The following is a 19,513-nucleotide window of genomic DNA, read 5'->3' as shown; positions in this document are numbered from 1 at the left end:
CCTCGCCATGTTCGCTACGCTGCCCGTCAACGCGTTACGCACCTTTGAATCCGCCGCTCGCCTGCGCAGCTTCAAGCTGGCGGCGGCCGAGCTGGCGGTGACGCCGACGGCGATTTCGCACCAGATCAAGGCGCTGGAACAGCAGCTGGGCTTTGCGCTGTTCGAGCGGGTGCCGCGCGGCGTGCGGCTGACGGCGAAGGGCGAAACGCTGTTTGCCGGCGTGCACGGCGCGCTGCTGGACGTCGCCGCCACGCTTGAGGGCCTGCGGCCGCAGCCCAGTGCCGGATCGCTGTGCGTCTCGGTGACGCACTCGTTCGCGGCGCTGTGGCTGGTGCCGCGCCTGGGGCGTTTCTACCAGGCGCATCCGCACTATCTGGTGCGCCTGGAGGCCTGCGCCGAGGTGATCGACCTGCAGCAGGACGCCAGCGTGGATGTGGCGGTGCGCTACAGCCGCGCGCACTATCCCGCGCTGCATCAGGCGGCGCGGCTGGAGGAAAGCTTTGGCGTCTACGCCGCGCCGGGGCTGACCGCCGCTCCGCCGGAAAACCCGGTGCTGATCACCGTCAAGTGGGGGGATTCGGCGCTGTACGACAGCGGCTGGCATGACTGGTGCCGGGCCGCCGGCGTGGACTGGTGGCAGCGCCATGCGGCGATGCGCAGCTATCACGAGGAGCATTACGCCCTGCAGGCGGCGGTGGCCGGGCAGGGATGGGTGCTCGCCAGCTCGGTGATGGTGTCCGAGATGGTGGACAACGGTCTGCTGGTGGCGTACCGGCCGGAGGTGCGCGTACCGGGCGCCGCATACAGCGTGCTGTGCGCCCCGGGGCGCGAGCGGCATCCGCCGGTCAGGGCGTTTCTGGCCTGGCTGCGGCAGGAATTGCCGCAGGACAATGGCACGAAATAAAAGTTTTACCGTCCTAAGCTGTGGGAATATCAGCGAACTTTTGTTTTTACTTCACTGCGAGAACCTATCATGAGCCAGCCAAGAATCTCCGATTACCCGATTGACGCGCAATTTATCGAGCGCTGGTCGCCGCGCGCGATGACCAACGACGCCATCGACGATCAAACGCTGCTGAGCTTCTTTGAAGCGGCGCGCTGGTCGCCTTCGGCCTACAACATTCAGCCGTGGCGCTTTGCCTACAGCAAGCACGGCTCCGACAGCTGGGAGAACTACCTGGAGTTCCTGATCGACTTCAACCGCGGCTGGGCGCAACACGCCTCGGCGCTGGTGGTGATCGTCTCCAAAACCACCAGCCTGAACGGCGAGCGGCTGGTGGACAACCCGACCCACGCATTCGACACCGGCGCGGCCTGGGCCAACCTGGCGCATCAGGCGCACCTGAAAGGCTGGCTGACCCACTGCATGAGCGGCATTCACCACGATAAGATCAAAGCGGCGTTGCAACTGCCGGACGACTATGCGGTGCACGCCATGGTGGCGATCGGCAAGCCGGGCGACAAAGCCCGCCTGCCGGATTTCCTGCAGGAGAAAGAAGCGCCGTCGGGCCGTCTGCCGCTCGGCAAGACCGTCAGCGAAGGGCTGAATTTCACGCTGTGATTGCCCGCTTTCTCGCAGGCCCGCTTCGCGGGCCTGAGATTGATGACAAACCTCATACCTTTGCTGGTTTGGCAGATAGCACAGAATAAAAAAACAAGGAAAATCAATTTATTGATTTTCGACTGATCACCACAAAGGGGGAAAAACCACGCTTTTTCCCTCTTTGTCAACAGTCTGAGGCCCGCTTCGCGGGCCTTTTTTATGCGGCGAGTAAAACTTAGGGAGTATGTTCTCGTTCGTTCATTCGCTGTATATTTTGTTATATAGCGATTGTGCGGTGAGGAGGAACCCGTGGGAGATCATTTTGGCAAAGGGTTGTTGGCGGGGTTAAAGGTGGAGAACCTGAAGCCGGAGGCGGAGCTGTCGCGCTTTTGCTCCGACTACAAGCGCGGTTTCGTGCTCGGTTATGCGCACCATTTGGCGCAGCGCTGCGGCGACGAGAACCGGGCGGCGTTCGAGGCCGGGCAACTCAGCCGCGCCTATGGCCTCGGCCGCGAGCCGATGAGCGAGTTCTTCTCCGGCGGCGACAGCCGGTTGGCGGAGAAGTTTTTCCACGCCGGCTATAACCAGCCGACGCCGGGGTAGCGCCGGCGAGCCGTCAGGCGGCGCTCAGCACCGCCACCATATACACGCATGCCTCATCGCTTTGGTTTTCAAAGCGGCAGTCCGCCGGTGGGCCGAGCTCCAGGCAGTCTCCTTCGGCCATTTCATGGCGCGCGTCGCCCTCAAGAAAGACCAGCTCGCCGGATAAAACCCAGATCAGCTGACGCTTGAAGGCATACACCGAAGCCGGCATCGGGATCGCCGCGCCGGCCGGCAGTTCGATGCGCACCAGATCGAGCGGCAGATCGGTGCGCGGCGACACGTGGCGCCGCACGTAGCCGCTCTCGGGATCGACCCACACCGGTTGATCTTCCCGGCGCAGCAGCCGGCCTTCCTGCGTTTCCGCGCGGGCGATCAGCTTGGACATGCTGAGGCCGAACGCCCCCGCCAGTCTGCCCAACAGCATCGCCGTCGGGCTGCTCTCGCCGCGTTCGATCTTATGCACCATCGCCCGCGATACGCCCGCCCGTTCGGCCAAATCGGACAGCGACCAGTGGCGCGCCTCGCGTTCAATGCGAATGCGCGCGCCGATCAGCTGATTTAGATTGTCTAATTTAATATTCATATCGTAGTATTATAGTGGACAATTAGCCGGGGTACACCATGATTATACGAAATGCGACGCTCAACGATAGCGCGGCGATTGCCGCTATCTATAACGACGCGGTGTTGAACAGCACCGCCATCTGGAATGAACAAACCGTGGATGCGGCCAACCGCGCGGCGTGGATCGGCGAACGGCAGGCGGCGGGCTACCCGGTGCTGGTGGCGGTGAACGGCGCGGACGAGGCGATCGGCTACGCGTCGTTCGGCGACTGGCGCGCCTGGGACGGCTATCGCCATACCGTAGAACACTCGGTGTATGTCCATCAGGCGCATCGCGGCGCAGGGATTGGCAAGACGTTGCTGCTGGCGCTGATCGCACGGGCGCGGGAAATCGGCAAGCACGTGATGGTGGCCGGCATCGAATCCGGCAATCAGGCCTCGATTAAGCTGCATCTGGCGCTGGGGTTTCGCGACGTGGGGCGCATGGAACAAGTGGGCGCCAAATTCGGCCAATGGCTGGATCTGACCTTCCTGCAGCTGAGGCTCGACGAGCGGGCGACGCCGCCCGCGCGCTGATCCCGGGAGACAGGGCGATGAATATGCTGTTACTGCTGATCGCGGCGGGAATGGGGCTGGTGGTGCAGAATCTGCTGATGGTGCGCATTACCGAAAGCGTTTCGACCATCCTCATTACGCTGGTGATCAACTCCAGCGTCGGTTTGTTGTTGCTGGTGGGGTTGCTGCTGGCCAAAAACGGCCTCGGCGCGGTGGCGGAAGTGACCGGCGCCGCCAGGTGGTGGATGCTGTTGCCGGGGCTGTTGGGATCGCTGTTCGTGTTCGCCGGCATTCTGGGTTACCAGAAGCTGGGGGCGGCGGCCACCATTTCGATCCTGGTCGCCAGCCAGCTGTGCATGGGGCTGTTGGCGGACGTCTACCGCGCCGGCCCGGCGGCGCTGCGCGAGAATCTGCCGGCGCTGTTCGGCGCTCTGCTGCTGGTGGCGGGCGCCTATCTGGTGGCGAAACGCAGCTTTTGACGGCGGCTGAAAGGCAAAAAGCCCGCTCGGGTTTCCCTGAGCGGGCTTCTCTAAATTTGGCTCCTCTGACTGGACTCGAACCAGTGACATACGGATTAACAGTCCGCCGTTCTACCGACTGAACTACAGAGGAATCGTTGGAACGGGGCGAATAATAGCGGGGCGGTTGCGGCTTGTAAAGCGTGAAAACGCCCGATGCGTTCGTTTGCTGCAAGATTGCCCAACCTGCTGCTTTTTCTCGCTTTTGTCGCTTATCCCGCGCGCAGCGCCGTCGAATTGCCCGTTGATCGGCGCCGTTGCCTGCCGATGGTGCAACGGTTGCCCTGCGCGGTGGCGCGCGCCGCCCGGCGAACGGCCATTTACCGCCTTGTACCCCGCTTCCACGGCCGTTTACCGACTCTGGCCTGGATCTTGCTGTGATTGCATGACCGGATTTCGGCATTCTCAATTTAGCGGCTCGCTGGAGGCACTATGAATTTCAGACGTCTGAAGTACTTCGTGAAAATCGTCGATATCGGCAGCCTGACCCAGGCGGCGGAGGTGTTGCACATCGCCCAACCGGCGCTCAGCCAGCAGTTGGCGACGCTGGAAGGGGAGCTGAAGCAGCAGCTGCTGATCCGCACCAAGCGCGGGGTGCAGCCGACCGAGGCAGGCAACATTCTGTATGCCCACGCGCAGACCATTCTGCGCCAGTGCGAGCAGGCGCAGAGCGCGGTCAACAGCGCCGGGCAGGCGATGAGCGGCCAGGTGTCTCTCGGGCTGGCGTCGGGCAGCACCGCGGCGCAGCTGGCGCTGCCGCTGTTGCAGACCCTGCGCGATCAGCAGCCGGGCATCCTGCTCAGCCTGCATGAAAACGGCGGCGCGGCGTTGGCCGGGCAGGTGGCTAACCAGACGCTGGACATGGCGATGGTCTACGGCGCCAAAATGCCCGCCGGTCTGCACGCCATCGCATTGATGCGGGAAGATCTTTATCTGGTGGCGACGCGCGCGGTGCCGCATCCCGGCAACAGCGTAGAGCTGCTGGACGTGGCGCGGCTGAACCTGTTCCTGCCGCGCGAGGGCGATGCGGTGCGCAACCAGCTGGAGGAGGCGATGGCGCTGCGCAAGCTGGCTGCCAACGTGGTGGGGGAGATCGAATCCTCGGGCGCGCTGAGCGCCGCGATCGCCAGCGGGTTGGGGGCGACCGTGCTGCCGGAATCGGTGGCGCGCGCGATGATCGGCCCGGCCAAGGCCTGGATGGCGCGCATCAATGCGCCGACGATGTCGGTGCCGCTGTCACTGTGCATGTCCAGCCAACAGGGGCTGTCCGCCCCGGCGCTGCTGGTGAAAGACCTGTTGCTGTCGATCGCCGGCGGCCGCAGCCAGGAGAAGCGCGCGCTGGCGCTGGTGCGTTGAGGAAAAAACGGCCCGCCGCAGCGGGCCTGGCACCGTTAGCGGAACGGCGGTTCGTTGAAGGTGCGCAGCTTGCGCGAGTGCAGGCGATCGCCCTCGGCGCGCAACAAATCGATGGCGCAGATGCCGATCTGCAGGTGCTCGGAGATCGCCCCTTCGTAGAAGCGGTTGGCCTGGCCCGGCAGTTTGATCTCGCCGTGCAGCGGTTTGTCGGAGACGCACAGCAGCGTGCCGTACGGCACCCGGAAGCGATAACCCTGAGCGGCGATGGTGGCGCTCTCCATGTCGACCGCCACCGCGCGGCTGAGGTTGAAGCGGCGCGCCGAAGCGGAGTAGCGCAGCTCCCAGTTGCGATCGTCGGTGGTGACGACGGTGCCGGTGCGCAAACGCTGTTTGACCTCTTCACCGGGCATGCCGCTAACCATCTTGGTGGCGTCATACAGGGCGCGCTGCACCTCGGCGATGCTCGGGATCGGGATATCCGGCGGCAGCACCGCATCCAGCACGTGATCGTCGCGCAGATAGGCGTGGGCCAGCACGTAATCGCCGATCTTCTGGCTTTCGCGCAGGCCGCCGCAGTGGCCGATCATCAGCCAGGCGCTCGGGCGCAGCACCGCCAGGTGATCGCAGATGGTTTTGGCGTTGGACGGGCCGACGCCGATGTTGATCAGCGTGATGCCCTGGCCGGTGCGCGAGATCAGGTGATAGGCCGGCATCTGGTGGTTTTTCCACGCCAGATCGGACACCGCCTGCTCCGGGGCGCTGGTTTCCGGCGTGATGTAGGTGCCGCCGGCGCTGGAGAGCGCGATGTACGGGCTGGCCGGATCGGCGATCTGGGCGCAGGCCCAGCGCACGAACTCGTCCACATAGCGGGTGTAGTTGGTGAACAGCACAAACGGTTGAAAATGTTCCACCGGCGTGCCGGTGTAGTGCCGCAGACGCGCCAGCGAGAAATCCGCGCGCAGCGCATCGAAATGCGACAGCGGGAAATGGTTGTCGGTGGCGTGGTACAGGCCGTCGGCGGTCTCGTCACCGATCTGCGCCAGCTCGGTGGTGGGGAAATGCTGCGCGATGCCGGCGCTCATTGAGCGATCGAGCGCCAGGCTGGAACCGTCGATGACATAAGGGAACGGGATCTCCTGCTGCGACGGTGCCACTTCGATATGGGCGGCGTAATCGTGTTCCAGCATCGCCAGCTGTTCGGCCAGATAGTGGCGGAACAGCTGCGGCCGGGTCACGGTGGTGCTGTAGCTGCCGGGATGGGTAAAGCGGCCGAAGGCGCGGGTTTTGCTCGGGCCGGATTGCTGCCCGTCCCAACTGACGCGCAGTTCGGGATACACGAACAGCCCGGCGGCGCGCGCCTGCGGGTCCGGCAGTGTGCCGTGGCTGATAAAGTCACTGACCGCCTGCCGCAGCGCGTCTACCGCGGCGTCATACAGGGCTTCCAGTTGATCGAGTGCCTGATCGGCGCTGAGGCCGCTGCGAGGTGGGGCATAGCTCATACTTTCTCCTTGGATGTCCCGGCTCTGTGGCGGGGTTGCGGCGTTTTACCGTCACAGGTTAGCCGAAGAAGGGCGTAAAAGCTTGGTCGAAATGACGGGCGCGGCAAAGAAATTACCGCGCCCGTGAAGGCGGGGGGATCAGGAGGCGGGAGCGGCCGCTTCGACCTTCAGCGACACCAGGCCGATGCCCAGCTTCTTCGGCGTGAAGCCGCCGCTGGCGCTCTCTTTGGGCTCGGTCGGCGCCGGCGGAGTAATGCTGATCTTCTGCGCGCCGCGCGGGTTGTCGAAGCGCAGGGTGACGGTGCTGTCCTGTTCACCGAGCGACACGAAGCGCTCTTCGTCGCCGACGCGCACCGAAATCGGTTCGCCGACGTTGTTGCCGTAGGCGCGGGCGCGCAGCACCAGATCGAAGCGCTTCGGCAGCGGATCGACGTAATCGATATCGACCGCCGGCGCCAGATTGGCGTCGGACCAGCGGCCCCATTCCTCGACGGCGGAGACGCCGGTGATGGCTTTCACCTGTTCCGGCATGCCGGGCAGCATGAACTCGATGGCGTCCGCCCGGTATTTCACCGCCGCGTCGTCCACCTGCAGGCGGGCGACGGCGTTTTGATAATCGGCGACGCTGTCCGCCGCCGGGCCGGTGAAGTTCACCTTGCCGTTGAAGCGTTCGCCGCTGGCCTGCGCGATCTGCGGCGGCGAGGCCAAGGTGCCCGAGGCCACGCAGATGTCGGTGCTCAGCGCCAGCTGCGGCGCCCAGACCCGGCCGATCTCGTAGCATTTATCGACCCAGACGAATTTCTCCCCCGCCCCCAGCCCGGCCAGCTGCTTGCGCAGCGGGGTGGAGAGGTAGACGTTGAACATCGGTTCGATGCGGCTGTCGCCCACCCGCAGGATGAACGGCACCTTGTAGGTGACGCCGGAGAAGCTGAAGCTGCGTTGGCGCGTATCCACGCTGTAGTCGCTGATGCGGTTCGGCAGGCCCCACTGATTGATCACCGCCGGTTTCCAGCCGTTGATCTTCTCTTCGATGTTCAGGAACACCGTAGACAGCGACGGCGCCGACAGGCTGCTGCGGCCAAGGCCGATGTAGTTGTCGCCGCCCATCACGTCCAGCACCGTGGCGCCGTTGTCCAGCGTGCTGCGTTTCTCGTTGCGCTGTTCCGCCAGCGGCCGGGTGCCGTCGATGATGAAGAACAGGTTGCGGCGCTTCTGTTTGGTCAGGATATCGTAGGCGGTGTTGTTCATCGCCAGATGATCGGAGGACACCACGATCACGGTATTGCTGAAATAGGGCGAGCGTTTGATCTTGTCGATCAGCGCGGCGATGTGTTGCTGGCTGCAGGCTACCGCGCTCAGCGAGCGGTTTTCCTTGTTCTGCCAGGCGTAGCTTTTCTTGCTGCAGCCGGCGGAGATAAAGCCGTCCGGGTGATGGGTATCGACGGTCAGGGTGAACAGCGAGAACGGTTGGCGCTGTTTGGACAGCTCGACGAACTTGCCGTACACCACGTCCAGCACGCTGTCGTCGTACCAGCCCCAGTCGTTTTTGTAGCTCGGATCGGCGACCCGATCGCGCAGCTCTTTGAAGCCGTAAACGTGGTCGAAGCCGTGGGATTTCAGGAAGGTGTCTTTACCGGCGAACGCCAGCTCGGCGCCCTGATAGAAATAGTTGCTGTAGCCGGCGGCCTTCAGCACGTCGCCCAGGCAGACGTTCTCCGGGTAGAAGGTGGAGACCGCGCTGGAGGCGTTGCCGTCGAAGGGCGCGAACAGCGGAATGCCGCACTGCGAGGCGACCATGCCGGCGATGGTGTAGCCGGTGCCCGGCAATTGCTGGGTATTGCTGAAATCGATGCTGTCCGTGCGCAGGGCGTTCAGCTCGTCGGCCAGGCCGGGAAACAGCTCGGTATCGAAGTAGGTGCGCTCCAGGCTCTCGGCATAGATGTACACCAGGTTCGGCCGCTTGCCCTGCACGGTCTTTTTCGGCGCCTTGTAGTAGGTGGTGAAATCGGCGGTATCGCCGACGATCTGGCTCTTGACCAGCAGCGAGATGTCCTGAAACGCCGGGGTGGTGCCGACAGAAAACAGCGCCAGCAGTACGGCGACGACGCTGTAAGCCACGCTGCTGCCTTTGGCCTTGCGGCGCAGCAGGCTGCGGGCCAGCACCGCGAAGATAAGCCCCAACGCCGCCAGCAGGCCGATAAACGGCAGCACGTATTTGCTGATGCCCGCGCCTTTGAGGCTGCTGGTGACGGTGTAGATCACCGCATCGGTGATGCCGTCGCCGGTGAAGTAGTTGCTGGCGATCAGGATGACGTTCAGCACCAGATAGCTGCCGAGCAGCGTCAGCAGAATGGCGAACCACCAGCGGTTGGCGGCGGCCCGGGTGCGATAAATCAAAATCGACGCCAAAAAGAGAACAAACGAAACGACTGCTAAAACCATCCGCCAAACCTTGTCTGATTGAAATAAAACCGTTGCTGCCCTGGTTTGCGCCGCCGAGCGTGCCGCGGCGCGAAAAGTGAAGGGTATAGCCTATTGCCGGCGGCGGAACAACGCGCGATCTCCCGCTACGGCCGACGAGCGGCGGCTATTGTACATTTTTATGACAATAGTGTGACGTTAATCACACCGACGGCGGCCGCGGCGGCGAAAGCTTGCTGGTCGGAGGTTTCGCTCTACGCTTAATGAGCGCCGCGACGGTGCGCCCATCAGCCATTCAGGAGGAAGTATGCAGACAATCCCCGCAGCGGTACTCGACGATCTGGCCCCGCAAGGCGTGTTGCGCGCGGCGATCAACTACGGCAATCCGGTGCTGGCGCAGGCCGGGGCTGATGGCAAACCGCAAGGCGCTTCGGTGGAGCTGGCCGCCGCGCTGGCTCGCGAACTGGGCGTGGCGCTGGAGCTGGTCACTTATGACGCGGCCGGCAAGGTGTTCGCCGATCTGGACAGCGGCGCCTGGAACCTGGCGTTTATGGCCATCGAGCCGGTGCGCGCGGCGCAGATCGCCTTCAGCGAACCCTACGTGATCATCGAGGGGACTTACCTGGTGGCGAACGACGCGCCTTACTCTGAGGTGGCGCAGCTCGACCGGCCGGAGGTGCGCATCGCGGTCGGGCAGGGGGCGGCGTACGATCTGTTTTTATCGCGCACTCTGCAGCAGGCGCAATTAGTGCGGGCGGCAACCTCCGCCGAGGCGATCGCGCTGTTTTTCGAACGGGGGCTGGAGGCGGCGGCCGGCGTGCGTCAACCGCTGTTGGCCGCCGCGGCCGCCCGTCCCGGCTACCGAGTGCTGGACGGACATTTTACCGCCATCCGCCAGGCGATGGCGGTGCCGCGGCAAAACACGCAGGGCGCCGCCTACGTGAACGCGTTTATCGAACGCTGCAAGGCCAATGGGCTGGTGAAGGCGGCCCTGCAGCGCAGCGGCCAGGGCGAGGTGACGGTGGCACCGCCGGCCGCCTCGGCGTGATCAGTTCAGCTCCACCGCGTACTGGTCTACCGGGGTGATTTTCTTGATCAACTTGTTGTCGAACAGGAATTGCTCGTAAGCCTCATAGCGGGCCCGATCCAGCTTGGCCGGATCGCGCGCGAACAGCGGCAGGCTGGCTTGCCACGCCTGTTTGTTCAGCTCGGTATTCAGCTCCGGGTGCGCCTTGGCGAACGCCAACCAGGTGTCCTGCGGGTGCGCGTGCAGGTAGTCGCTGCCTTGCTTCAGCGCGGCGAGGAACCTGCGGATTTTCGGCTCGTTCACCGCATTGCGGTTGGCGACGATGATCAGCTCGTCGTAGGCCGGCACGCCGTAGTCTTCGACGTTGAATACCACCGGTTCTTTACCCTGCAGCTTGAGCTCCAGCGCTTCGATGTTGCGGTAGCCGCCGATCACCGCATCGACCTGGCCCGCCAGCAGGGCGCTGGTCAGCTGGAAGTTGACGTTGATAAGCTTGATGTCCTGCGGCTTGAGGTGCTCGTGTTCGACCATGGTGGCCAGCGTCGCCTGTTCGATGCCGCTGACCGAGTAACCCACCGTTTTGCCCTTGAGATCCGCCGGCGAGGTGATGTTTTTATCCAGCGCGATCACCGTATTCAGCGGCGTGTTGATCAGCGTGCCGACGCGCATCAATGGCAGGCCCTGATCGGCGAAGAAGTGCAGCTGCGGCTGATAGGTGATGGCGAGGTCGGCCTGTTTGGCGGCCACCAGCCGCGGCGGCAGCGCCGGATCGGACGGCGGCACGATCTTGACGTCCAGCCCTGCGGCCTTGAAGGCGCCGATCTGCTCGGCCACCATAATCGGCGCGTGATCGGGGTTGATGTACCAGTCGAGCACCAGCGTCAGCTTGTCGGCCGCGCCGGCCTGGCCGGTGATGGCGGCGCCGAGCAGCAGCCCGCAGACGGTTTGTTTGATCATGGTCGTTCCTTTATCCCTGGTTATGGTTGTAATCATCAGTCGTTTTCCGGCGCCCAGGCGATCAGGCGCCGCAGCAGCGCATCCACCGCGGCCCACAGCAGCACGGTCATCAGCACCAAAATAAACAGTGCGGCGAAGCAGACGTCGGTCTGCATGCGCGCATTGGCGTTCAGCATCACATAGCCCAGCCCTTCGGCCGAGCCGACCCATTCGCCGATAATGGCGCCGATCGGCGCGACGGCGGCGGCCATGCGCAGGCCGGAGCCGAAGGCCGGCAGCGCCGCCATCAGCCGCACGTGCCGCAGCTGCGCCCAGCGCGAAGCGCGCATCGTGCGCGCCAGATCGAGATAGTCGTTGTTGACCCGGCGCAGCCCGTCGAAAAAGGCCGACACCACCGGGAAGAAGATCACCAGCACCGCCATCGCCACCTTGGCGCTCATGCCGAAGCCGAACCACAGCACCAGCAGCGGGGCCAGGGCGAACACCGGTATCGCCTGGCTGGTGAGCACCAGCGGCATCAGCCAGCGCTGCAGGCGCGGCGAGAAAATCATGCACAGCGCCAGCGCCGCGCCGAGCAACACGCCCAGAACCAGCCCGCTGACGATTTCCGAAGCGGTGACCAGCGTGTGCCAGGCGAGATAGCCGCGCCCGTCCCACAGCGCCTGCGCCACTGCGCCCGGCGTGGGCAGCAGAAAGGCCGGGATGCCGCTTTGCGCCGCCAGCCACCACAGCAGCAGCAGGCCGACGAATACCGTCAGCCCGCGCCGCAGGCGGGTGAGTCCACGCTCTTGGGCACTATTCATTGCGCGGCCCTCACCAGCTGCTGCAGCAGCTCGGCCTGGCTTTTCAGCAGGTCGGCGTCATCCGGCGCGCGCGGCGGTAGCCCGCTGATGCGGTGAGTATCGTCGAGGCCCAGCGGCCAGGGCGACAGCACCAGCAGCCGGTGGCTCAGGCGGCAGGCTTCCATCGGATCGTGGGTGATCAACAGCACGGTATTTTGCGCCAGCAGCTCGGCGGCCAGGCTCTGGATCTCGGCGCGGGTAATGGCGTCCAGCGCGGAAAAGGGTTCGTCCATCAGTACGATCGGCTGGCGTTCGTAGAGCGTGCGGGCGATGGCGGCGCGCTGGCGCATGCCGCCGGACAGCGAGGCGGGCAGGCTGCGGCCATGCGCGGCCAGGCCCACGCGCTCCAGCAGGTGCGCCGCCCACGCCCGGTCCGGCGTTTCGCCGCGCAGTCGCGAACCGAGGGCGACGTTCTCTTCGATGGTCAGCCACGGGTAAAGCAGATCTTTTTGCCCCATGTAGGCGATGCGCCCGGCGATCGGCAGGCCGTCGCTGCCGGTCACCGAACCAGAGCTGGCCTGCGCCAGGCCGGCGATGATCTTCAGCAGGCTGGTTTTGCCGGCGCCGCTGGCGCCGAGCAGGGCGACGAAGCTGCCGCCGGCGATGTCGAAGCTCAGCCGGTCGAAGACGATGTGCTGACCGAAACGCAGGCTGAGATCCCGCACCTGGATACCGGGCGGGAGAAGCGGAGAGGTCATGAGGCGTTCAGCCCCATCTGCCAAAATGCCGACTCCAGTTGGGTGGCGGTGGTGAAAATCTGCGCCAGCTCGGTGAAGCGATCCTGTGCGCCGCGCTGGCGGCCGACGGTTTCCAGCAGTTCGATGGCGGCGCGCACGCCGGCCAGATAGCCCTCGTCGCCGTAGTTGCGGATCCAGGAGGCGTAAGGATTGCCCTCCATCTGGGTGGCGGGATCGTGCAGCAGCCGCAGGCCGATTTCGGCATAGCCGGCCACGCAGGGCAGCAGACCGGCCAACAGATCGAGGGCGTCGCCGGCATGGCCGATGTCCAGCACGTAGCGGGTATAGTTCATGGTTTCCGCCGCCTCCGGCTGGGCGGCGATCTGCGCTTCGCTCAACCCCCATTCGGCGCAGTAGGCCACGTGCAGCGGCAGCTCGGCGATGATGCCGTTGAGCGAGGCGGTGGCGGCGCGCATCTCCGGCAGGGTGCGCAGCTTACTGACCAGCAGCGCGTAGGCGCGGGCGAAGTGCAGCAGGAACAGATAGTCCTGGGTCAGGTAGCGGCGAAAAGCGCGTTCAGGCAAGGTGCCGGCGGCCAGCTGCTGCAGAAACGGGTGATCGACGTAGTCCTGCCAGTGGCTGCCGGCTTGTTGCCGCAGCCGGCCGTAAAGACCGCTTTCGAACAGGGTGGTGATGGACATGGGACCTCCTTGAGTCAGTGGAGATCCGGGCACGCTGAGGTATGAACAGGCAACGGGTGATTGCGTTGTTGCCTAACCGTCCCTTCGCTGGCATGACCCAGATCAGGTTCAAAGGGTTCGGCTTGCGCCATCTCAGCCCGTAACAGGACACCCCTCGGAGCTGCCTGTTATACGACATTTGTTTTTTGATTACAATCGCCGGGCGGCGCGGCGGCAATCGGTTCGTTTAGTGCGATCGGGGGCGATTTTTCTGGCGCAAGGCGCGCGGTTTTTGTCACTGTAGGCCGATGATTTTGCTTTTGAGGACGATGCCCGATGAAAAAGATTGGTTTTCTCTCGTTTGGCCACTGGACGCCTTCCGCCCAGTCCGGCACCCGTTCCGCAGCGGATGCGCTGCTGCAGTCCATCGATCTGGCGGTTGCCGCCGAAGATCTGGGGGCGGACGGCGCCTATTTTCGCGTGCACCACTTCGCGCGTCAGCTGGGATCGCCGTTCCCGCTGCTGGCCGCCATCGGCGCCAAAACCCAACGTATCGAGATCGGCACTGGCGTGATCGACATGCGCTATGAAAATCCGCTGTACATGGTGGAGGACGCCGGCGCGGCGGATCTGATTGCCGGCGGGCGGCTGCAGCTCGGCATCAGCCGCGGCTCGCCGGAGCAGGTGATCGACGGCTGGCGCTATTTCGGTTACGCCCCGGCCGAGGGCGAAACCGACGCTGACATGGCCCGCCGCCATACCGAAGTGTTCCTGGAAGCGCTGCGCGGCGAAGGGTTCGCTGAACCCAATCCGCAGCCGATGTTCCCCAATCCGCCCGGGCTGCTGCGGCCGGAGCCGTTTTCCGCCGGGCTGCGCGACCGCATCTGGTGGGGCGCCGGTTCGAACGCCACCGCCGTCTGGGCGGCGAAGCTGGGCATGAACCTGCAAAGCTCGACGCTCAAGAATGACGAGACCGGCGAACCCTTCCATATCCAGCAGGCCAAGCAGATCCGCGCCTATCGCGCCGCCTGGCAAGAGGCCGGCCATGCGCGCGAGCCGCGGGTTTCCGTGAGCCGCAGCATCTTTGCGCTGGTGGATCAGCGGGATCGCAATTACTTCGGCGGCAGCGGCAAAGAGGGCGATCAGCTGGGGTATATCGACGCGCAGACCCGGGCGATCTTCGGCCGCAGCTATGCCGCTGAGCCGGACGCGCTGATCGAGCAGCTGGCGCAGGACGAGGCCATCGCCGAAGCGGATACGCTGCTGCTGACCGTGCCTAACCAGCTGGGCGTGGATTATAACGCCCACGTTATCGAATCGATTTTAACCCATGTCGCGCCGGCGCTCGGCTGGCGCTAAACGGAGGAGTGGCATGTCACGCATTTTCATTACCGGTTCGGTCGACGGGCTGGGCCGCGCCGCCGCGCAAACGCTGTTGGCGGAAGGGCATCAGGTGATCCTGCATGCGCGCGCCCCCGGCCGTCTGGAGGCGGTGCGCGATCTGCTGGATCATGGCGCGCAGGCGGTGATTGGCGATCTGTCCGAGGTGCAGCAGATCCGGCAGGTCGCCGAGCAGGTGAATCGTCTTGGCCGCCCGAATGCGGTGATCCACAACGCCGGCATGTTCACCGGGCCGCAGGTGATGCCGGTGAACGTGATGGCGCCCTATCTGCTGACGGCCCTGATCGAACGCCCCGATCGCATCGTCTACCTGAGCAGCAGCATGCACTTTGACGGCGTAGCGGAACTGAACGGCGTGGACTGGCTTGGCGGCGCAGCCGGCTCCTATTCGGACAGCAAGCTGTTCGTCACCGCGCTGGCCGCCGCCGTGGCGCGCCTGTGGCCCGGCGTCATCAGCAGCGCGGTCGATCCCGGCTGGGTGCCGACCAAAATGGGCGGCGCGGATGCGCCCGACGATCTGGCGCTGGGACACGTGACGCAGGCGTGGCTGGTGAGCAGCGATGAACCGCAGGCACTGGCGTCCGGCGGCTATTGGCACCACCAGCAGCGGTTTGAACCTCACGCGGCGGTGCACGATGAGGCGTTTCAAACGGCGCTGCTGGCGCAATTGGCGCGCGCCGGCGGGGTGAACCTGCCGCAGACTTGATGGCCGTTCCTTCCTGGCCCGTCGGTGATTATCGGCGGGCTTTTTTATACCCGCAGGGTGAACCGACGGGGCTTTTCTTATACAGTGGTTGCCTGGCCTGTTTTGATTGTTATTTATATTATCGCCATGCACTCATTCCTGATTATTGTCCCTGAAGGGGGCATGCTGTTCGAAGCGGCGGGCATCGCCGATATCCTGATGCAGGCCAATCGCCTGAGCCCTGCCGAGACGCCGCTGTATCAGATCGCGGTCGCCACCACGCAATCTCACCGGGTGGTGCACGGCCTGTCCGGGCTGAGCTTGTTGGCCGATCATCGCCTGGCGGATCTCGATCCGGCCCTGCCGCGCGATACCGTGATCGTCGCCGGCAAGGGGGCGACCGAAGAAGAGGGTGCCCTGGTCGCCGATTGGCTGCGCCGCGCGGCGCCGCAGGCGCGCCGTATCGCTTCCGTTTGCGGTGGCGCACTGCTGCTGGCCGAAGCCGGGTTGCTGGACGGGCGGCGGGCGACCACCCACTGGCGGCTGGCGGAAACGCTGCAGGCGCGCTTCCCGCGGGTGCAGGTCGAAAACGGCCCAATCTACGTGCAGGACGGGCCGATCTGGACCTCCGGCGGCGTCAGCTCCGGCTTCGATCTGACGCTGGCGCTGGTGGAGGACGACTACGGCTTCGTGCAGGCGCGCGAAGTGGCACAGGACCTGGTGATGTTTCTGCGCCGCCCCGGCGGGCAGGCGCAGTTCAGCCGCTATCCGCTCAACCAGGCCAAATCGCCGGGGCCGATCCGTGACCTGCAATCCTGGATCCTGGAAAACCTCGCCGACGATCTCAGCGTCGATCGGTTGGCCGAGCGCGTGGCGATGAGCCCGCGCAACTTTACCCGGGTGTTCACCCGCGAGACGGGCATTTCTCCCGCCAAATTCGTTGAAGAGGGGCGGTTGCATACCGCCAGGCAGCGCCTCGAACAGAGCGCGGAAGGTATCGAGCAGATTGCCCTGGCCACCGGCTTCGGCAACGGCCTTAACCTGCGGCGGGTGTTTGAGCGCAAACTGCAGCTGACCCCGAGCGAATACCGCGAACGCTTTCATGCGCGCAATTTGGCGTAAATTGATTGGTAAACGTCATTTACGCCGCTTCTGGTCGGCGCTAGATTTTAGGCAAAGTCCACAAATGAGGAGTGCATCATGGTGAGAGTAGGCATTAACGGCTTCGGCAGGATCGGGCGCAACGTGCTGCGCGCGGCGCTGGGGCGCAGCGATTTTGAAGTGGTGGCGATCAACGATCTGACCGACAGCAAGACGCTGGCGCACCTGCTGAAATACGACACGCTTTCCGGCACGCTGGCGGCCAGGGTGGAAGCCGGCGACAACCAGCTGCTGCTGGACGGCCGGCCGATTCAGGTGTTTTCGCAGCGCGATCCCGCCGAAATCCCCTGGAGCAGCGTGGGCGTGGACGTGGTGATCGAAGCGACGGGCTTCTTTACCGATAAAGCCAAGGCGGAAGTGCACATCACGCACGGCGGCGCCAAGCGGGTGATTATCTCGGCGCCGGCCAAGAATGACGACATCACGCTGGTGATGGGGGTTAACGATCACCTCTACGATCCGGCGCTGCATAAGGTGGTCAGCAACGGCAGCTGCACCACCAACGGGCTGGCGCCCGCCGCGCAGGTATTGCATCAGGCGTTCGGCATCGAATACGGCTTGATGAATACCACGCATGCCTATACCAACAGCCAGGCGCTGCACGATCAGCCGGAAAAAGATCTGCGCGGCGCGCGGGCAGCGGCGGAATCGATCGTGCCTTATTCCAGCGGCGCGGCCAAGGCGCTCGGCAAGGTGATCCCCGAACTGGACGGCCGCCTGACCGGTTATTCGCTGCGGGTGCCGGTGCCGGTGGTTTCCATCGTCGATCTGACGGTGACGCTGAAACGCCCGGCGACGGTGGAGGAGATCAACGCCGCTTTCCGCGCGGCGGCGGCGTCCGGCCCGCTGAAAGGGATCCTGGGGTACAGCGATGAACCGCTGGTGTCGAGCGACTATCGGGGCGATACGCGTTCGTCGATCATCGACGGCCTGTCCACGCTGGTGATCGGCGGCAACCTGGTGAAAGTGCTCGCCTGGTATGACAACGAGTGGGGCTTCTCCAACCGCTTGGTCGATCTGGCGCTGCTGATGGAACAACGCGGGCTGTAAACGCCCAACAGCAAAAAGCCCGCTTAAGTTTCCTTAAGCGGGCTTCTCTAAATATGGCTCCTCTGACAGGGATCGCTTTTACTATTAACTGGTCGATAATTAATCTAGGCAAGAATTTATTTTTCTAGAGAGGCCATCAGGATGACCACTAATTTTTAACAACCTCTCTGTGCCAGTGGTAAACGCCAGATCTTACACCTGCGGTGATATCGGATATTTATGTTCGATGTAACTCATGCTAATTTTTACTGCACCGAGAGACATCTAAAATGAAAACATCAATTAAACCGCGGAGATCAATTGGCAAGACTGCTTCAATGCTGATTTTGAGTTCCTGAGCGGTTTTGATACCGTGGAGCTTGCGGCCTGCAACAGTCTCACTCTCTCCAAACCATATGACGAGAAAGATACCCTGCTGCTCGGCATCTGGATGGATGGAATAACGCTCATAGAGTTGGGCTGAAGCGGCAGAGTATAACTCTCTGTGCCACTGGCCTTTGACTTCCGTAACGAGCAGCCGTCTTCTTCCGCCAATCAATTTAGATGCCGTGAAATCACTCCTGTTTTTTCCTTTCAACTGATGTTCAGGTGTTATTGATATGCCCTGAGGTTCGAGTTTTAAATTGAGACGTTCAGCAATGATCTCCGTAGACTTCACCTCATCAAGGCGTTCATTTTTTTCATAAAAGCGATCTGCCGAGTTAAACTCCCCGCCATCAATCGCTTTCTGGAAATCATGAAGCTCCTGAAGAACTAACTGACGCAGGCCTTCAACAGTAACCACTGAATCACAATCCAGATGTTGGACTATTTCATCTGGCGTCGGTGGTTCAAAATCCCTGAGCGTTTTTTTCCTGAGCTGACCAGCATATATACTTTGCAGCTCTTTATATAGGCTCGTAAAACGTGGATCAGTAAGAAGGCGACCCAGTACAGGTATTGCATTGTCAGGAATATCTGATTCAATTGACCAAATTAAATCAGTCAAAAAGCGGTAGGCTTTTTCCTCTTCAGGGCTATCGCTGCTCCAATGACTTGGCAGTTCAACACGCGGCCATTGGTCAAAGAAAGCGTCTAAAATGGCTTCAACCTTAATTGAGGTAAGTTCCGGCCAGGCACGGTGCTCACTCCGATTCATGCGCCCAGAACGTTCATAAAAATGCAGTAAATTATCTTTATTAGATTTTAACCATGCCCAATAAGTAGCTGTAATGTTCTCGAGAAAGTAGAACTCCCGTACCAGCCAGAAAATTCGCTTGAGTTCAAAAGCCTCATCTTCTGTCGGATTGGGCCAGCCTGATATTATCGCTGAACAACGCTCTGCAATAATCTCTTTTAAATTCTCACGATCGCCGTATTGAGCAGCAATTTCAAAAAGTGTATCTACTGAGTTAAGTGATAAATCAGTAAAACGACGAAGCCATTCAATGGAAAGTTTAGCGCGTGAATGATGAAAGACCTCTTCTCCACTTAACATCCAAATTTCAGGGTGAGAGCATGGCTGAGCCAGTTGGGGTTCAACATACTGTCGGAGATATTTTTCCGCACTTTCACTATCAGGGAAAATGAGGCGATCGATTTCAGTCTGTAGGGCGTCACGTTCTTCCGTCGAAACTGAGTTGTATCCCAAGTGAATGTTAGTTCTTAAGGCTGTAAGCAACTCGATATTGACGCATTCAAGGTTGCCTTCTGCACGTAGAATCTCTAGACAGGCTGCATATAAAACCGTCTCAGAATGCCTGTGTTTAGATTCGCATTGCAGGGCCGCCAGTTCAGGTAGGGTGGGAATCACGGGAGTAATAAAATCCAGACAATTTCGCAACGCAGTCCGAACCAGTTTTTCGTCACCAAACTCTAATTCAATTCTTTCCGGATGCATGAGCACAAGGTCTGCAAAACGAACAAGACACCCCCAGTGACGACCTTGCTCTACAATCTCTCTGTTTTCATTAACGAAATTTATATTTCTAGTGT

The 19,513-nt window shown here is 62.4% G+C and carries 19 protein-coding genes, 1 tRNA gene, 1 pseudogene and 1 riboswitch; of the genes and pseudogenes, 12 read left to right on the top strand and 9 right to left on the bottom strand.

From position 1 onward, the window contains the following. Positions 1-7 precede the first annotated feature (7 nt). From MMS95_RS20170 to MMS95_RS20160, 3 genes are all read left to right on the top strand, one after another. On the top strand, positions 8-904 hold the full coding sequence (locus MMS95_RS20170; RefSeq protein WP_156865878.1) for a LysR substrate-binding domain-containing protein: 897 nt from the start codon (positions 8-10) through the stop codon (positions 902-904). A gap of 69 nt (positions 905-973) precedes the next feature. Further along, positions 974-1,561, top strand: coding sequence for a nitroreductase family protein (locus MMS95_RS20165; RefSeq protein ID WP_015378412.1), 588 nt, complete (start codon positions 974-976; stop codon positions 1,559-1,561). A 291-nt stretch (positions 1,562-1,852) separates the two neighbouring features. Then, positions 1,853-2,146, top strand: coding sequence for a DUF2623 family protein (locus MMS95_RS20160; RefSeq protein WP_015378411.1), 294 nt, complete (start codon positions 1,853-1,855; stop codon positions 2,144-2,146). A gap of 13 nt (positions 2,147-2,159) precedes the next feature. Here the strand turns inward: MMS95_RS20160 and MMS95_RS20155 are convergent, their stop codons facing one another. Then, entirely contained in the window at positions 2,160-2,729 is a 570-nt protein-coding gene (locus MMS95_RS20155) for an XRE family transcriptional regulator (protein WP_015378410.1), read from the bottom strand. Between the two features lie 38 nt (positions 2,730-2,767). On the opposite strand from MMS95_RS20155, the gene MMS95_RS20150 reads away from it, so the two are divergent. Together MMS95_RS20150 and MMS95_RS20145 are read left to right on the top strand one after the other, a co-directional pair. Continuing rightward, on the top strand, positions 2,768-3,286 hold the full coding sequence (locus MMS95_RS20150) for a GNAT family N-acetyltransferase (protein WP_060559869.1): 519 nt from the start codon (positions 2,768-2,770) through the stop codon (positions 3,284-3,286). Between the two features lie 17 nt (positions 3,287-3,303). Next, on the top strand, positions 3,304-3,744 hold the full coding sequence (locus MMS95_RS20145) for a DMT family transporter (protein WP_044030891.1): 441 nt from the start codon (positions 3,304-3,306) through the stop codon (positions 3,742-3,744). A gap of 57 nt (positions 3,745-3,801) precedes the next feature. Here the strand turns inward: MMS95_RS20145 and MMS95_RS20140 are convergent. Further along, positions 3,802-3,877, bottom strand: a tRNA-Asn gene (locus MMS95_RS20140). Between the two features lie 62 nt (positions 3,878-3,939). Between MMS95_RS20140 and MMS95_RS20135 the strand changes: the two genes are divergently transcribed. Together MMS95_RS20135 and nac are read left to right on the top strand one after the other, a co-directional pair. Next, the gene (locus tag MMS95_RS20135; protein ID WP_134954186.1) at positions 3,940-4,164 is read left to right on the top strand and encodes a hypothetical protein; all 225 of its coding nucleotides are present in this window, start codon (positions 3,940-3,942) and stop codon (positions 4,162-4,164) included. A 51-nt stretch (positions 4,165-4,215) separates the two neighbouring features. Further along, positions 4,216-5,139 (top strand): nitrogen assimilation transcriptional regulator NAC, encoded by a 924-nt coding sequence (gene nac / locus MMS95_RS20130; protein ID WP_015378407.1) that lies wholly within the window; start codon positions 4,216-4,218, stop codon positions 5,137-5,139. Positions 5,140-5,174: 35 nt separating this feature from the next. Here the strand turns inward: nac and MMS95_RS20125 are convergent, their stop codons facing one another. Then, positions 5,175-6,638: an AMP nucleosidase gene (locus MMS95_RS20125; RefSeq protein ID WP_049188250.1), complete on the bottom strand. Its 1,464-nt coding sequence runs from the start codon at positions 6,636-6,638 to the stop codon at positions 5,175-5,177. 138 nt (positions 6,639-6,776) lie between these two features. Continuing rightward, positions 6,777-9,080, bottom strand: a complete 2,304-nt coding sequence (gene opgB, locus MMS95_RS20120) for a phosphatidylglycerol--membrane-oligosaccharide glycerophosphotransferase (protein WP_048324201.1) — start codon at positions 9,078-9,080, stop codon at positions 6,777-6,779. A 286-nt stretch (positions 9,081-9,366) separates the two neighbouring features. Here opgB and MMS95_RS20115 point away from each other — a divergent pair, with 286 nt between their 5' ends. Further along, positions 9,367-10,107 (top strand): transporter substrate-binding domain-containing protein, encoded by a 741-nt coding sequence (locus MMS95_RS20115; protein ID WP_085336738.1) that lies wholly within the window; start codon positions 9,367-9,369, stop codon positions 10,105-10,107. On the opposite strand, the gene MMS95_RS20110 is transcribed toward MMS95_RS20115, so the two are convergent. Genes MMS95_RS20110 through tenA form a run of 4 tightly spaced genes read right to left on the bottom strand, consistent with a single transcriptional unit; the run spans position 10,108 to position 13,263 of the window. Next, entirely contained in the window at positions 10,108-11,043 is a 936-nt protein-coding gene (locus MMS95_RS20110) for an ABC transporter substrate-binding protein (protein ID WP_242142158.1), read from the bottom strand. Positions 11,044-11,078: 35 nt separating this feature from the next. Beyond that, a complete protein-coding gene (locus MMS95_RS20105) occupies positions 11,079-11,846 on the bottom strand; it encodes an ABC transporter permease (protein ID WP_015378402.1) in 768 nt (255 codons plus the stop codon). Further along, positions 11,843-12,583, bottom strand: a complete 741-nt coding sequence (locus MMS95_RS20100) for an ABC transporter ATP-binding protein (protein WP_033632644.1) — start codon at positions 12,581-12,583, stop codon at positions 11,843-11,845. The genes MMS95_RS20105 and MMS95_RS20100 overlap by 4 nt, the downstream gene beginning before the upstream one ends. Then, the gene (gene tenA / locus MMS95_RS20095; protein ID WP_242142156.1) at positions 12,580-13,263 is read right to left on the bottom strand and encodes a thiaminase II; all 684 of its coding nucleotides are present in this window, start codon (positions 13,261-13,263) and stop codon (positions 12,580-12,582) included. The genes MMS95_RS20100 and tenA overlap by 4 nt, the downstream gene beginning before the upstream one ends. A gap of 62 nt (positions 13,264-13,325) precedes the next feature. Next, positions 13,326-13,428, bottom strand: a riboswitch (TPP riboswitch). A 150-nt stretch (positions 13,429-13,578) separates the two neighbouring features. Here tenA and MMS95_RS20090 point away from each other — a divergent pair. The 4 genes from MMS95_RS20090 (at position 13,579) to gap (ending at position 17,539) form a co-directional block, all read left to right on the top strand. Next, positions 13,579-14,601, top strand: a complete 1,023-nt coding sequence (locus tag MMS95_RS20090; RefSeq protein ID WP_015378399.1) for an LLM class flavin-dependent oxidoreductase — start codon at positions 13,579-13,581, stop codon at positions 14,599-14,601. A gap of 13 nt (positions 14,602-14,614) precedes the next feature. Further along, entirely contained in the window at positions 14,615-15,349 is a 735-nt protein-coding gene (locus MMS95_RS20085; protein WP_242142154.1) for an SDR family NAD(P)-dependent oxidoreductase, read from the top strand. Between the two features lie 126 nt (positions 15,350-15,475). Beyond that, positions 15,476-16,450, top strand: coding sequence for a helix-turn-helix domain-containing protein (locus tag MMS95_RS20080; protein WP_004935441.1), 975 nt, complete (start codon positions 15,476-15,478; stop codon positions 16,448-16,450). Positions 16,451-16,528: 78 nt separating this feature from the next. Further along, positions 16,529-17,539 carry a type I glyceraldehyde-3-phosphate dehydrogenase gene (gap, locus tag MMS95_RS20075; RefSeq protein ID WP_242142151.1) on the top strand — a complete coding sequence of 337 codons (1,011 nt, stop codon included), beginning with the start codon at positions 16,529-16,531 and terminating at the stop codon, positions 17,537-17,539. Between the two features lie 238 nt (positions 17,540-17,777). Here gap and MMS95_RS20070 read toward each other — a convergent pair. Then, a pseudogene (locus tag MMS95_RS20070) lies at positions 17,778-19,513 on the bottom strand (hypothetical protein); the annotation flags it as partial.

This window comes from Serratia sp. PGPR-27 (genome assembly GCF_022678525.1).
Classification (GTDB): Bacteria; Pseudomonadota; Gammaproteobacteria; order Enterobacterales; family Enterobacteriaceae; genus Serratia; species Serratia nematodiphila.
Note: the sequence above shows the minus strand (reverse complement) of the source record. Positions and strands in the feature narration are given on the sequence as shown.